The sequence below is a fragment of the Endozoicomonas arenosclerae genome, assembly GCF_001562015.1.
Lineage (GTDB): Bacteria > Pseudomonadota > Gammaproteobacteria > Pseudomonadales > Endozoicomonadaceae > Endozoicomonas_A > Endozoicomonas_A arenosclerae.
In genome coordinates this window covers 1-14,996 of the sequence record NZ_LASA01000113.1, presented here as the reverse complement: position 1 = coordinate 14,996, position 14,996 = coordinate 1, and the positions used below count along the sequence as shown (strand labels likewise).

Annotated in this window: 13 protein-coding genes; 9 read left to right on the top strand and 4 right to left on the bottom strand. The window is 47.3% G+C overall.

From position 1 onward, the window contains the following. Positions 1–186 precede the first annotated feature (186 nt). The 5 genes from WG89_RS17815 (at position 187) to WG89_RS17795 (ending at position 5,093) form a co-directional block, all read left to right on the top strand. Positions 187–810, top strand: coding sequence for a glutaminase (locus WG89_RS17815; protein ID WP_062268483.1), 624 nt, complete (start codon positions 187–189; stop codon positions 808–810). Positions 811–943: 133 nt separating this feature from the next. After that, a complete protein-coding gene (gene surE / locus WG89_RS17810; RefSeq protein WP_062268482.1) occupies positions 944–1,825 on the top strand; it encodes a 5'/3'-nucleotidase SurE in 882 nt (293 codons plus the stop codon). 128 nt (positions 1,826–1,953) lie between these two features. Continuing rightward, positions 1,954–2,982, top strand: coding sequence for a hypothetical protein (locus WG89_RS17805; protein ID WP_062268481.1), 1,029 nt, complete (start codon positions 1,954–1,956; stop codon positions 2,980–2,982). A gap of 163 nt (positions 2,983–3,145) precedes the next feature. After that, a complete protein-coding gene (gene cuyB / locus WG89_RS17800) occupies positions 3,146–3,847 on the top strand; it encodes a cysteate racemase (RefSeq protein WP_245662931.1) in 702 nt (233 codons plus the stop codon). Positions 3,848–4,184: 337 nt separating this feature from the next. Further along, positions 4,185–5,093 (top strand): LysR substrate-binding domain-containing protein, encoded by a 909-nt coding sequence (locus WG89_RS17795; protein ID WP_062268479.1) that lies wholly within the window; start codon positions 4,185–4,187, stop codon positions 5,091–5,093. Here WG89_RS17795 and WG89_RS17790 read toward each other — a convergent pair. Beyond that, a complete protein-coding gene (locus WG89_RS17790; RefSeq protein ID WP_062268478.1) occupies positions 5,090–6,529 on the bottom strand; it encodes a tetratricopeptide repeat protein in 1,440 nt (479 codons plus the stop codon). The genes WG89_RS17795 and WG89_RS17790 overlap by 4 nt on opposite strands. Positions 6,530–6,752: 223 nt before the next feature. Between WG89_RS17790 and pssA the strand changes: the two genes are divergently transcribed. Continuing rightward, on the top strand, positions 6,753–7,580 hold the full coding sequence (gene pssA / locus WG89_RS17785; RefSeq protein ID WP_062268477.1) for a CDP-diacylglycerol--serine O-phosphatidyltransferase: 828 nt from the start codon (positions 6,753–6,755) through the stop codon (positions 7,578–7,580). A 90-nt stretch (positions 7,581–7,670) separates the two neighbouring features. Here the strand turns inward: pssA and WG89_RS17780 are convergent, their stop codons facing one another. After that, entirely contained in the window at positions 7,671–8,885 is a 1,215-nt protein-coding gene (locus WG89_RS17780; protein WP_062268476.1) for a choline transporter, read from the bottom strand. Positions 8,886–8,909: 24 nt separating this feature from the next. Here WG89_RS17780 and WG89_RS30425 point away from each other — a divergent pair, with 24 nt between their 5' ends. Continuing rightward, the gene (locus WG89_RS30425) at positions 8,910–9,083 is read left to right on the top strand and encodes a hypothetical protein (RefSeq protein WP_153301662.1); all 174 of its coding nucleotides are present in this window, start codon (positions 8,910–8,912) and stop codon (positions 9,081–9,083) included. A gap of 98 nt (positions 9,084–9,181) precedes the next feature. On the opposite strand, the gene betA is transcribed toward WG89_RS30425, so the two are convergent. Next, positions 9,182–10,861: a choline dehydrogenase gene (betA, locus tag WG89_RS17775; protein WP_062268475.1), complete on the bottom strand. Its 1,680-nt coding sequence runs from the start codon at positions 10,859–10,861 to the stop codon at positions 9,182–9,184. 23 nt (positions 10,862–10,884) lie between these two features. Beyond that, positions 10,885–12,348, bottom strand: a complete 1,464-nt coding sequence (gene betB / locus WG89_RS17770; protein WP_062268484.1) for a betaine-aldehyde dehydrogenase — start codon at positions 12,346–12,348, stop codon at positions 10,885–10,887. 516 nt (positions 12,349–12,864) lie between these two features. Here betB and msrP point away from each other — a divergent pair. Then, a complete protein-coding gene (msrP, locus tag WG89_RS17765) occupies positions 12,865–13,908 on the top strand; it encodes a protein-methionine-sulfoxide reductase catalytic subunit MsrP (RefSeq protein ID WP_062268474.1) in 1,044 nt (347 codons plus the stop codon). A 10-nt stretch (positions 13,909–13,918) separates the two neighbouring features. After that, a complete protein-coding gene (locus WG89_RS17760; RefSeq protein ID WP_062268473.1) occupies positions 13,919–14,503 on the top strand; it encodes a protein-methionine-sulfoxide reductase heme-binding subunit MsrQ in 585 nt (194 codons plus the stop codon). Positions 14,504–14,996: the final 493 nt, after the last annotated feature.

The following is a 14,996-nucleotide window of genomic DNA, read 5'->3' as shown; positions in this document are numbered from 1 at the left end:
ATGTTCAGCCTGAAACAAGTGAATGAAGAGCAGTGGTTGGAACTGGTCTTGTTGGCGACTTATCTGTGGCACTATTGGGCTGATCTGAGGCCAAGAGTGAGAAAAATCATAAGGACAAGTTGAAAATGTAATGCGCCGGAGAGGGTTTTATAAGTTCTCTCCGGAATAGTCAGAGTCTGAAATTACTTGAACTGCGTTTATGGGTTCAAGTCCGACAGGCTGCTAGGAGACTCGAATAAACTGGATAGAGAGTTTACAAGAAATTTATCTTCGAGTGTTCAGATTGATGCAATTGCCCTGAGCTTTGTACGAGGGCTTTCGAACAATATTGATATCCATTACGACGAATCCGTGTTCCGATCCGAGTTTGATAATGGTCAGAGAAATACGGCTCTGGCTAATTATCTTAAAAGCTTCGGCAACCTGAAAAATCATGTTTCGAGGGTTCTGGATTTCTATTTCTACCAGTGCTCACTGTCCATGAACTGTCTTGATCTTGCCCGGGCGTTTCGTTTTCTTGCCCAGGATGGCCGTCATCCTTTTAAAGACGAGTCAGTAGTATCTCGATTACAAGCCCGAAGAATCAATTCCCTGATGATGACCTGTGGCACTTATGATGAAGCCGGAGAGTTTGCATTTCATGTTGGGCTGCCCTGCAAAAGCGGTGTCGGTGGTGGAATTGTGGCCATTATTCCCGGAAAAATGTCGATTTGTGTCTGGAGTCCGGAGCTGGGGGCGAAGGGTAATTCCCTGCCTGGTATGAGAGCTCTTGAATATTTTGTTAAGCAGAGTGGACATTCTGTTTTCTAATTGTGACCGGCCTTTTGAAATGGGCAAGCTTGCCTTGTCTTTCATAAGGCTGTAATAAAGCAGTTATATACCTTTCTCACAATCAAAAAAGAAAGCTTTCACGAGCAGTAGAACAATAAAAAAGGAGTGAGGGATGCTGAAAAAGGCATTAAGTGTCGTTTTGTTGATGGCGGTTATTCCTGTTGCCAGTGCCACGGCTGTGCTCAATGGGCCTTTGGATATTCTGATTACCAATGATGATGGTTTTGACACTCCGGGAATAAGGGCGCTGCACAGAAGCTTTTCTGAAGCAGGACACAACGTCAAGATTGTGGCTCCTTCAAAGAACTTCAGTGGCAGCAGTGCTTCCATGACCTTCAATGCAATAGAAGTGAAGGAAGTAGAGCCTGATATTTATTCTGTTGCCGGCAGTCCGGCGACAACCGTCGTGGTGGGCGCAAGCGCTATCTTTCCAGCGGACAATCAACCAGACCTGGTGATTTCTGGCATCAATGAAGGGGCTAATCTGGGGCCAGCTGCCACAATGTCTGGCACAGTGGGTGCGACCATTAGCGCAATGAATGTACTGCCAACACCTATTCCTGCAATTGCCATCAGCACAAATGTAATTGGAGAAGATCCTCATTCCCAGGAAAATCTGATCATGGTGGATCAAATCTCCAAGTTTATGGTTCGACTGGTCGAGACACTGAGAGATAAGAACTCAAGATTGCTTCCAAAAGGGTTGGCACTGAATGTGAATTATCCACCGCTGCCTCAGGAAGAGATCAAAGGCATTCAGAACAGCCGGCAGGGGCAGGTGCCTTTCTTTAATATTGCTTTCAAGAAAGTAGCGCCCGATCTGTATGCACCCAGCTTCTCTTTGCCAGAAGAGGCGGGGAAAGACGTTAAAAGATCAGATACTGTTGGTTTCAATGAAGGCTACATCACCATTGTACCCATTGATGGCGATTACACCGCCGGCTTCTTCAAGAGACATAAAATTGCGACAGACATTCGTGATCTAACGCCTTAAATCATTTGAGGGCAGCGCTCGTTGCCCTTTTCACAAAAAAGCCAATGCCTGTTGTATAAGTCATTTGACTGATCAATAATTGAGCGCCCAATGAATGAATGGATTCATAATCGAATAAGGAATGGTCGATGAGCGTTCTCCTGCGTTACTTATTTTTAGCCTCTGTCGTTTTACTCTCCGGGTGCTTGAGTGCTCCTCAGGTGCAGATAGCACACATTACCAGTGATACTGATCGAGAACTGGGTCTTGGCGTTACTGGCTCAGATTTCAATGTCAGTTTTGAGAATCGAACCCTTGATTCTACCGAAGAGGATCGCACGGCTCTGACCAACTGGTTTTTCATTCCTGGTACTGATAGCTGTGATCGTGAGAGTGTGAACGCAGGTAATTGTGTAGCAGCAACTGGCGGGGTGTGCAGACGTGGCTCGATTGCACATTTGAATTTTGTCAGTAACCTGAGAGGCAATGAGCAAGGCACTGCAGTCTGGTCACAGGTAGAGAGTTCCGGCCAGTTTCCCAATACTTCAACAGCGCTTCGCCAACTCAGGGAGAAGTATGCCAGTCAAACAGACGGCATTGAGTTGTTGATCAGTTTTGGATCAATGAGTATTGAGCGGGATTCTGGTGGAACGCCTGATATCGGGCACTTTGAAGCAGCAAATAGCACGGCTTTTGCAGGCTTAAATTCAGTTGTGGGCAAATATAAGCCTGTTAGTGATACGCAGATGATGACTTTGTCTGTGGTAGGTGTGCCCGGTTTTAGAGAACCTGTTCCCGTCGCGTCCACTGCTTTAAAGGACATGCGAGTCATCTTCAATTTTCTGGGAGAAGAAGATAAATGCAAGGGACAAAACTTCTACATTGAGCCTTTCAATATAATCAACCCTGAAGACCCCGATGCTTCTGAAAATAACAATCTGGAAGCACTCAAGGCTTTTCAGAATATTACTGATTTGGATATTGCTCTGGTAGCCATCGGTCTGGCTCAGGATACCAGGGATAAGAAGGTGTCTTATTGCTTTGTCATTCCTGAGCATGTGAGTATCAACACTGGAGGTAGTCCTGTTGTCGTACAGTTGGGGGTGCCAGGCCCTTATAAAGCCCCTAATCCTGTTGCATATATAGCAACCGGCCTCAATGGTTGTGAGTACTTTTAGAGAGTTAGGCATTTGAGGGCAGGCTAAAGAGCTTGCCCGTTTCTCCATTCAGTGCCGTTTCGGCATAACCCCTTCGCTTTAGGCATTTCACAAGCTCCCCATGAATCGAGATTATTGCGCCGTAGTTTCGAATTAGACGTTCACGAATCAGTTGGGGTGTGTCGTGTTAGGAGTACTGGGTGGAATGGGGCCTCTGGCTACCGTGGACTTCATGCAGAAAATCATTGCGTTGACGGAAGCCAGCAAGGATCAGGAGCATCTTCCGATGCTGGTACATAATGTCCCGCAGATTCCTGATCGCAGTGCCTGTATCCTGCAGGGCTCTGAAGATCCTTTTCCGGCATTGCTCAGAGGGCTAAGAAGTCTGGAGCGTGGCGGTGCTGAATGTGTGGTGATTCCCTGTAATACAGCGCACTACTGGTTTGAAAAACTGCAAAAACATGCCCAGATCCCGATGATCAGTATTCTGGAGTGTGTCCAAAGCCATATTCGCAAGCATCAGTTCAAAAAAGTAGGTGTAATGGCAACCAGTGCAACTGTTTCTGCCGTCATGTATCAGCAGCTGATAGAGGATGATGGTCGTGCATGTCTGACGCCTGATCAGGAAATGCAGACTCTGATGATGGACGCCATTTATGACATCAAGGCCGGTCGTCTGGAGCAGGGCAGTCAGAGAATGAAAGTGGTCTTTGATGATCTGATTGCTCAAGGTGCTGAAGCTGTCATTCTCGGTTGCACGGAAATACCCATTGGTCTGGCTGATGTTGTGAAAACAAGCCCGGAGCAGTGTATTGATGCAACCGCTCTTCTGGCTAGTGCATGTGTTGAGTGGTATTCCTGCCAAGAGGCCAGAGAAGCGGCTTAGAGTTTATCTCAAAATAACTTCTCGATTTACACACGGATTCCGTTCTCCCTGAGCTTGTCGAAGGGTGGTGGTATTGGGCTTCGACAGGCTCAGCCTGAACGGGTTTTGAGAGGGGTTCAACCAGGAATTTATTTCAAGGCTATTCCTTGATAGTCATCAGTAACTACTTTTCTCTTTTTACGCCAGTTACTTACTTTGATTGTATGAGTGGCTGGTGTGTTTCTGCCAGTTCATGTGGAGCTATTTGTTCTTTGAAAATTTTACTGTGAGGGTATGATTCATCTTCTAACCTGCATGCCTGCATACGGGTTGTATTGAAGTTTGGAGAAGGGGTTGAATGAACCTGGAAAGTAAGTGGTTGGAAGATTTTCTGGCTCTGGCTGAGTTAAGAAACTTTTCTCGAGCAGCCGAGTTTCGCAACATTACTCAGCCTGCTTTTGGACGGCGGATACGCTCTCTTGAACAGATGGTGGGCTTTGAGCTGGTGGAGCGGGGAACCGTTCCAATCGATCTGACTCCGGAAGGACGCTTGTTCAGAACAACGGCCCGAAACTTGTTGAGGCAAATGGAAGAAGGCCTGACCCAGTTGCGCGGGCAGGCAGAAACCCAAGCCATCGATTTTGCTGCGGCACACTCTTTATCTGTGACTCTGCTGCCAGAGCTCATTGATCAAATGAGTTCTGAAAATCGAGCGCTCAGGACCCGTGTCGAAAGTATTGATGTCGACCTTGCCATTGAAGCCCTGAAAGAAGGGAGTTGTGACTTTCTACTGGCTTTCAATGCCGAAGCTCTGATGCAGCCTCCTTTTGAGTACTTGCCTTTGGGGATGACTCGACTGTTCCCGGTTTGTCTTGCGGATGAAAGTGGGCAGCCTGTTTATACAGCAGATCATGGGGAAGATATTCCACTGTTAAGTTACAGCCCGGACGCTTTCATGGGTCGAAAGGTGAATCACTTGCTGCGCAGTTCTATCCCTGATTTCAGGTTTCAAACCATTATGGAGTCATCACTGACCAATCTTCTGAAAGTGATGACCTTAAAGGGGAAAGGTGTTGCCTGGCTGCCGGACTATTCAATTCGACGAGAGCTGGAGTCAGGGCAATTGGTTCCTTTTACTGACCAGGCCGAGTGGGCTGGTCAGGTTGAAATTGTTATTTATCGCAACAATGTCAGACTTCATGCCAGCGCCGAAAATCTTTGGGCTCAACTGAAGAGTAAGTGCAGGCAGGGATGGTCGCTGACCTAATGAAAGTTTTTATAGGGCTGTTGTTGAATAGCTCTCACTCCCTGATTTGTCATCCAACGCAATTTCTCAATTAAGTCAGGGCTAGTATCAGGGTTCCTCATCCAGTCAGAAACAAGCTGTCTGGCTTCCTCCACTCTATTCCGTTTAACCAGAGCCCAAACCAGAGCCTTTTTGGGTTCAGAATCAGCAGGGTAGTTTTCGGCCAGAACTTTCAAGAAGACGATGGCTTCATCGTATTTTCCTGCACGCTCCAGCTCGGCGACTTTTTTTCTCCAATCAATTCTCAAGTCCCAGCCATTTCGCTGGTCAGACTGCAACATATTTCTGAGCTGCTTTTCTGAAAGGCTGGCAATGGTCTCATGTGTGACTGTACATAATGGTTTCCTGGGGCTTCCTTTGGAAGGTGCTTGTCTGGGCGATGGCTCTTCAAAGTCAGGGGGCTCAGGCAAATATCCACTGGTAAATTCTGACTCCAGGGTTTCGGGATCAATCAAAATACCGGGTATCTTTTGAATTTTTCGGGTTCGCTTCAGCAGTCGGCCCTGATAGAACCGAAGGTCATCAATATCAGCAGGGTCAAAAGTGGTTCCACTGTCAGGAATAAAATAGCGAGCGTCACAGGATATTTCTTTTAGATAGAAGCGTCCCTTGCTGTCGATGGCCACACAGGCATTTTTACCAGTAGCCATCAAGACATTACTGTATTGGTTGAGCTCATCGAACAGTTCTTGAGCTTCTTTTGAAGTAACGTGCATGGATGTTCTTATCTTTCGTATTCGATAACCACCCAAAGTCAACTCCACAATAAAGAGGGTGACGTACCCCTGCTCATCAATATTGGCCAGTATCGGTAAGGTGGTGGATGAAGACAGATCTGGGTTTTCTATGCCTGCGAGACTTTGGCGAGCCTTGCCCTGTGTATCGGTAAGGTTGAGATGTTGGGGCATCAAAGCAGCAGGAACGTGGGGTTCTGAAGGAAAACAGGGCAAGCCGTTATCAGAGGAAACAAACAGAAAGGCAGTTTGATCATAGAGAAATGACAAAATGGATAAAGGCGACAAGTTGACTGACCAGTTCTGGTTCTCAGAACTCATCGAAGTGGAGTTCAGGGTAATGCCATGAGAATGCTCTTCATCCATTCTGGCTCCGAAGAGCAGCTCTAACTCAGCAGGGTGGTTTTCTCCTTTCTTGCAGGCGTCGTCAATAAAAGTGCTTATTAATTGTTTTTGCCTTCGAGGTTGGGTTTGTTGTGGAGGGTCACTGGCTTTGGAATGTTTGAGAGCCTCTCCGGATCGCAGCCATACAGCAGGCATCATGGCTTCAATAGAAGAGGCAGTAATGGGTACTGAGATAGAGAGAGCAAAACTGCATGTCAGAAAATGCATGAGCTGAGCAGGTCTGAACAGGGCTGGGCCTTTTTTTATCTTTAACTGCATGGCTGAACCTTATTACCGGTTTAACTGTTGATTGGTTTTAAGCCGTCCGTGTGGAATAAGTGATTAACTATAGATATTCACAAAGAAGTAGTGTGATTGCTGGATAATTCTATGAGGTACTGCTGTACTGGTGAGCAACGGGGATTCTGCAGTCATGCAGTATTCAAGCCTTTCATGATAGAGTGTGCTTTTTTCACCTTTATGTAGATGAGCAGATGTTGAAATGACCGAGAAACCGGAACGACCCGAAAACCAACAAGATGCTGTGGACGGCTTGTTTCCCGTCGATGAGCACTTTGAAGAAGAAGTGGTCGAAGGTGGGGAAACAGTTCGCCACAAAGGCATCTATGTGCTGCCCAACCTGTTCACAACAGGTAACCTGTTCTGTGGCTTTTACGCCATTATCAGTGCCCAGGCTGGCTTCTTTACCCAGGCCTGTATTTCCGTCTTTGTCGCCATGATTCTTGATGGGCTGGATGGTCGTGTAGCACGCATGACCAATACCCAAAGCAAGTTTGGTGCAGAGTATGACAGTCTGGCGGATATGGTCACTTTTGGTGTGGCACCGGCAATGGTGGCCTACAGCTGGGCTCTGAACGATCTGGGTAAAGTGGGCTGGATGGTTGCTTTTATTTATGCTGCCTGTGCCGCTCTTCGACTGGCCCGCTTTAATACTCAGCTCGAAGTGACTGACAGTCGCTTCTTTACGGGATTAGCCAGTCCTGCCGCTGCGGCCCTGGTGATTGGTATGGTCTGGGCGCTCAGTGACTTTGGTATTGATGGCGATATGCTGGGCATTGCCCTGTTGGGTGCTGTGATTACCGGACTGGCCGGTGTGCTGATGGTCAGTAACTTTCAGTACAACAGCTTTAAAAAGCTGGATTTAAGAGGGCGTGTTCCTTTTATTTTCCTGATCGCTATGGTTCTGGCCTTTGCCGTGGTGTTTACGGACCCTCCCCGAGTACTCATGCTGATTTTCCTTGGCTATGCCTGTTCAGGTCCGATCATGTTCCTGGTGGGAAAAACCAGAAAGCAACCGGCTTCTGAATAACTGAAGAGTTACGCCGCTTACGCTCTGCAAATGAAAAGCCCCTGATCAATGATCAGGGGCTTTTTTAATGGTGCTCAAACGAGAGAGCTCTCAGGCAAGGTCAATTTTGCCGAAGTCGATTTCATTCTCTTCAGGCGAACTCTTGATCGCTCTGACTTTGGCAAAGCTAGTGATCAGAATGTAAGCAAGACACAAGAAGAACAGGACAATAACCAGCGCACCAATCCACTGAATCTTCAGGAAATCAAACTGGAATAGCAGAGTCAGCAGTGACATGGCTGCCAGATTGCCAACGATGTATTTTGCTTTTCCGAAGCGTTGAACCGTGAGGTTCAGGTTGTCAGAGTAAAGACGGATCAGTGAGTCCAGAGAATTCACTACGAACAGTATGCCAACAGCCGCCATCGCCAGACTGTAGTAGCCCGTCGAGTCGAGACTATTGATATGGTAGTAGTACAGTACGGCAAACCAGGTAGCGATGGGGATGGATGGGAAAATCAGCATGGCTGCAAGCACCTGCCAGGTTTTCAGGCCACCTACGAATCGTGATGTGAATTGACCAATCATGATGCTCCAGGCAAACCACCAGAACAGATAGAATTCGTGGTAGTCATTTAGAGGCAGCACAAACTGGTGAATGTTGCCGAAGTAATTGCCAATCAATGAAAGGGTTTCAACAAATGCTCCTGGTGTACCGTTCTCTCCGGTGAAGGCTCCCAGCCACATGAAAACAATCAGTCCCAGGAATAACCAGGTAGACGACAGACTAAGAGTTCGTACGTAGCGGAGGCTGGTGCTGGAGTAAACGGCGGCGGCAATCACTGCGAAGACAATCAGGTAAAAACTGCCAACAATCGTTTCACCATCGCCAACCTGGGGTAAATACCAGGGCAGATTGCTGAGCAAAAGGAAGGCGGTAAAGGCGCAGGTGCCAATAATGACCGCATTATTGATGAACTTGATCCAGGGAATTTCAAAAAACTTCACTTTGGGCTCAATGGCACAGAAATAGAAGCAGGTCAGAAAGTAGAAGCCCCATATCAGGAATCCCCAATACCCAAATTCAATGGCAAGAGGGTTACTGAAGGCGTATTCAGGGCTGGCCGCAATATCGGCATAGCCGGCAAACTCAGTCAGTGGAAACATAATCAGCCCAACATCTAGCCCTGAGGTAAACAGAATGGCGATAAAGGTCAGGGTTCGAACGGGTGTCACGCCCACCAGTTGCATGTTGCCCCATTTGATCAGGACAAAAATAATGGCGGTAAAAGTCAGTAATATCCCTGCACAAAGAAGAGCGGTCATAGTTTGCCCTCCAGGTTACGGTACATGTTGTTATTTATAGTCATGATGTCCATGCCAATTGTTATCTTTATTGTTTTTATGGCTGAGATTGTGGCACACCGGGCTGGTGGATATTTCTATTCTTTCTGGTCAGAAGAGTGGTTGGTTGCTCTTGCCGCCAAAATGAACAGTTATAAAGGCCAGTTTTGCAGGACTTAACTATCAACAGCACAAAACGGTGACATTGTCGTTCTGTTCAGGCTGGTGATAGTTAAAACCTGTAGTGTCCCTGATGCTCAGATGAATTTTATTGTTCTCTATAAGCGCAGAGAGGTTCCTGTTCTCTGCTTTTCCTGCCATTGAGCGTCCATATCTACTTCAGCAGAAGACGGGGGCAAGGTATCTACCTCTCGAATGAGGTCAGCAGCCCTTTCTGCCACCATGATTGTGGGGGCATTCAGGTTGCCATTGGGAATAGTTGGGAAAATGGAGGAATCCACTACCCGTAATCCTTCCAGCCCTCTAACCTTTGTCTGAGGATCAACAACGGACATGTCATCCGTTCCCATCTTGCAAGAGCAGGATGGGTGATAGGCACTCTCTACGGATTCTCGGACAAAGGCATCGATCTCTTCATTGGTTTGAACTTTTTCTCCAGGTTGTATTTCGGAGTCCCGGTATTCATCGAACGCTGGTTGATTGATGATTTCCCGGGTCAAACGAACACATTGTCTGAAGCCTTCCCGGTCTTCTTCATGGGACAAATAGTTGAACTGAATGCTGGGGTGATCGTCTGGATTCGCTGACACTGCTCGTACCCAGCCACGGCTTTTGGGTTTGTTGTGGCCGATATGAACCTGGAAACCATGCCCGTCAAAAGCACTTCTTCCGTCGTATCGCATCGCGGCAGGCAGAAAGTGATATTGCATATCAGGCCACTCTACGCCTGCTTTCGAACGGATAAAGCCGCAAGATTCAAAATGATTGGTTGCACCCAGTCCGTCTTTCATGAAAAACCAGCGAGCGCCAATAAACAATTTACTGAGCGGGTCCAGCTTGCCATTGAGAGTAATGGGCTTTTTGCAGCGGAACTGGAAGTAAAACTCCAGATGATCCTGCAAATTCTCGCCCACGCCAGCTAACTCATGTTGAACAGCTATACCCGCATCTTCTAATACCTGGCGAGGACCGATGCCCGACAATTGGAGAATATGGGGTGAGCCAATAGAGCCTGCAGAAAGAATGACTTCTTTGCTGACTAGAGCCTTTTTAATGAGCCCTTTATGTTTGTATTCAACACCTGTTGCTTTTTTGCCATCCAGTAAGACCCGTTGAACCTGAGCATGGGTCACCACCGTCAAATTACTTCGCTTCATTGCCGGTCGAAGATAGGCATTGGCAGTGGACCAGCGGATACCGTTCTTAACGGTCATGTGCATGGTACCAAAACCTTCCTGACGACAACCGTTGTAGTCAGCGGTTTCCATGTAGCCCGCTTCTACTCCAGCCTCTATAAAGGTGGAATACAGAGGGTTCTTCATTTCATTGCCATTATTGACGGCTAATGGGCCGCTATCTCCCCGATAATCATCTGCCCCGAAAGCCCAGGTTTCTGCTTTGCGGAAATACGGCAGGCAATGGCGATAATCCCAGTCAGTGGCACCATGCTGCTGCCATTCATCAAAGTCTTTTGCATGACCCCGCACATAGACCATGCCATTAATGGAGGAAGAGCCGCCCAGTACCTTACCCCGTGGGCAGTGCATACGACGATTGTCGAGAAAAGGTTCGGGTTGGGTTTCAAATTGCCAGGCATACTTTTCAGTATTCATGGGAATGGATAGAGCTGTTGGCATTTGAATAAAAATGCTCTTGTCACTCCCGCCGGTTTCAATCAGCAATACCTGGCTATTGCTATCTTCTGTTAGACGGTTGGCCAGAACGCATCCAGCTGAACCGGCCCCGACAATGACATAGTCATAGTTTATTTTTGTCATGGTCGTACTCCTTGAATGCGATCTTAAAAAGGGCTATCCAGAGGAGTCATCCCCACATACACAGCTTTGATCTGGGTGTAATTTTTCAGCGTCTCAACACCGTTTTCACGGCCTATGCCGGACTGTTTATATCCACCTACTGGCATTTCTGCAGGAGAGGCTCCGTAATTGTTGATCCAGCAGATACCTGCCTGCAGCTGGTGAATAACTCGGTGGGCGCGGGTGATATCCTGAGTAAAGACACCGGCTGCCAGACCCAGTTCGGTATCGTTGGCGCGGGCAATGACTTCAGCTTCATCCTCAAAGGTGAATACTGCCATGACGGGGCCGAAAATCTCCTCGCAGGCAATGGTCATATCATCCTGACAGTCTGTAAAAACAGTCGGTTCAACAAAGAAACCGTTGGGTGCTGAAGCAGGACTGGCTGCTTTGCCTCCGGTCAATAAAGTAGCGCCTTCCTTAATACCCTGATGGATGTAGTTCAGGACCAGCTGGTGGTGTTTTTCTGATATTAAAGCTCCCATGTTGGTGTACGGATCCATGGGGTCGCCCAGAACAATATTGTTTTCAGTCCGTTGCTGCAGTTTTTCTATAAAAGCCGGGTAGATATCCTTGTGGACGTAGACTCTTGTACCGTTCGTACAGATTTCACCCTGGGTATAGAAGTTACCGAGCATTGCGCCGGAGACGGCATTATCGAGATCAGCATCTTCAAAAATTATCAGGGGAGATTTACCACCCAGCTCCATAGTGACATCTTTCAATGAAGAGGCCGCACCAATCATGACTTTTTTGCCCGTGCTGACTTCTCCCGTGAAAGATACTTTGGCGATATCCGGATGATGGGTCAGCCAGGCACCGACTTCACCGTCACCCTGGATGACATTGAAGACGCCAGCGGGAACGCCTGCCTCAATAAAAATCTCAGCCAGCTTCAATGCACCCAAAGGTGTCTCTTCCGAAGGTTTGAAAATCATACTGTTGCCGCAGGCTAAAGCGGGAGCTGCTTTCCAGCACGCAATTTGCAAAGGGTAGTTCCAGGCACCTATTCCGGCACAGATGCCAAGAGCTTCGCGGCGGGTGTAATAAAAGTCTTCGCCTAGACACTGCTGATTGCCTTCAATGGAAGAAGCCAGTCCAGCAAAAAATTCAATAGAGTCTGCACCTGTCACGACATCAACCACAGAGGCTTCTTGCCAGGGTTTGCCGGTATCCAGAACTTCAATTCGAGCTAATTCATCGTTGCGTTCACGTAAAAGACTGACAGCACGGTTAAGAATTCGGCTTCGTTCTACACCGCTCATTTTTGACCAGGCCTCAAAGCCTTTTTGAGCACTGGCAATAGCGGCCTTGCGAATGGAGTCATCCGCTTTTTCTACGTTGTAAATGACTTCACGAGTAGAAGGATTGATGACCGGAAAGGTTTCTCTGGTTTCATTGGCTAGGTATTGGCCATCGACAAAATTCTGATAGCAGGGTGATGACACAGGTGACTCCATTAGGTATGTACAGGTGTAAGGATACGGACTCTCTGGTCCTTAGGTCCGACAGGAGAAACACCGAATTAATGTTATGAGAAAAAGACTAATAACGGCTTTTAACCTGCTCAGGGGGTATTTAGAAAAGTCGAAAGTGATGCTGCAGGTACAACGCCAGCAGGGTCTGGGTAGAAGGCGATTTAATCGTTGAAAAGTGCAGGCGCTGCCAAAGCATAAGATTCTTGTAATTATTTGCGTAAATGGAGTGTACAGATATTGTACTGACTGTTCAAATGGGGTGGGGGATGGAATATTTACAGCCGATATGACGTCTTTAGAAGTATGGATTATGTACCGCCGTTTTAAGTAATCTGTAGAGTGTCTCGTGACACTGGTGCAGTAGCTCTCAAACGAATAACTACGTTCTGGGGCTCTTGTGAGCAACGATTCCACTGTTGAAATTTGAATCTGTTCAATTGAAACGAGCGTAAGAGATAAATAATAGAATTATTCAGGAGTGTATCGATGCTGATCAAGACCAGAAAGTCAGGAGACGTCCGTAGCAGTGAAATTACCTCAGAAAGTGTTTACAAGGATCGTCGCCGCTTTCTGAAAATGGGGGGGCAGTTTGCCTTTGCCGGGGCGGGTTTGGCTCTGGCTGGTTGCAGTGATGCAGCGGACACTGGCTCAGCAAAGAAAAGCACCACGGCGGGTTATGACAAAGTGCCTCAGCTATCTGCTCCTGACTGGCTGCAGAAGAAAGTGGCTTCTTACAAGACAAGTCGATTCACAACCGATGAGGCTTTAACTCCTTACGCCAATGTCACCGGCTACAACAACTTCTATGAGTTTGGTTATGGCAAAGATGATCCGGCCAAGTTTGCCAAAAATATGAAAACAGACCCCTGGTCTGTGGTTATAGAGGGTGAAGTGGAGAAGCCTGGCAAATACACTCTTGAAGATATGCTCAAACCTCTTGATGTAGAAGAACGTATCTATCGCCTTCGTTGTGTGGAAGCCTGGTCCATGGTGATTCCCTGGGTAGGTGTTTCACTGGCGGATATGCTGAAGCGTTTTCAGCCTACTTCCAAGGCAAAGTATGTTGTCTTTGAAACACTCTATGCACCAGAACAGATGCCTGGTCAGCGTTCCAGCTTCAGTGCCATTGAATATCCTTATGTAGAGGGACTGAGAATTGATGAAGCTATGAATCCGCTGACGTTTATGGCGATTGGGGTTTATGGCAAAACTTTGCCTCCACAAAACGGTGCACCACTAAGACTGGTTGTGCCCTGGAAGTACGGCTTCAAGAGCATCAAGTCGATTGTCAAAATTCGTTTCACAGAAACCATGCCCCAAACCACCTGGGTAAAATCCGGACCCAGTGAGTATGGCTTTTATGCCAACGTGAATCCGGAAGTGGATCACCCACGCTGGAGCCAGAAAAAAGAGCGCAGGCTGCCTAACTCCATCTGGGATCCAAACCAAATAGAAACTACAAAATTTAATGGATACGCAGAGGAAGTCGCTCATCTCTATAAAGGGATGGATCTGCAGAAGTTTTATTAAGGGTGACATCATGGACTGGGTAGCCAAATCAAAGCTGTTTGTATTTCCGTTGTGTCTGGTGCCTTTTGGTTGGCTGGTTTACGCCGTTGTCACCAATCAACTGGGTCCTGATCCGGCGAATACTCTAACCAGAGATCTCGGTGAGTGGGCGTTAATCATGCTGTGTGCCAGCCTGGCCATCACACCGCTCAGAAAAGTCACCGGTGTGAACAAATTGATTCGCTTCAGACGGATGATTGGATTGTTCTCACTGTTCTATGCAGTACTTCATGTAATGGCTTATCTGGCCTTCATGTTGGGGTGGGACTGGCAGATACTTCTGGAAGATCTGGTTCAACGTCCATACATCATAGTTGGGGCACTGGCAGTATTGATCCTGAGCGCTTTAGGCGTTACATCGACAAAGAAAATGATGCGTCGCTTAGGTAAACGCTGGGCCAAACTCCATAAGCTGGTTTATCTGGCGGCTGGATTGGTGGTGCTTCACTTCATTTGGCTATCAAAAAGTGACTATACAGAGTCTGTCTTCTATCTGGCGATTGTTGTTGGCTTATTTGCATTCAGGTTGCCGTTTAAATGGCAAAGGACTCAGTGAGTCCTTTTGAGGTCACCTGATCAACGACACTGTTTGGTGATGGTTTCATAGAAATCCAATGCATGGGGTTAGTCATTGAAGAAGTAGATGTTTAGGGAGTGAAATCGTTTAGTTTCTACGAGTAGGTAAAATCCGAGAGTTGTCGTATTAATCATTCTCCGTATACTACGCCTCCACTGATCGGGGCATCGCTCTTAACGAGCCACGCAGCGAACCATTTCAAACATCGAAACAAACGGTGATTGACAATCGGATCGAAGCGCGTAGAATGCACCGCCGCTGAGACGGAAACGCAACGCTTACTGAGTTAAACGGATGCGGTCACAGCGAGTTGAAAAGCTTCATTCTTCACTACGAAAAATGATCGCTTGACAACGAACGGCGCCACGGTAAGATGAGCGCCTCGCTGATCAGCGCCAACCGCTGAATCAGCCGATTAAAACCTTCCGGTTCTAATCGAAGTTCTTTAAAAACATATCAGACAATTCGTGTG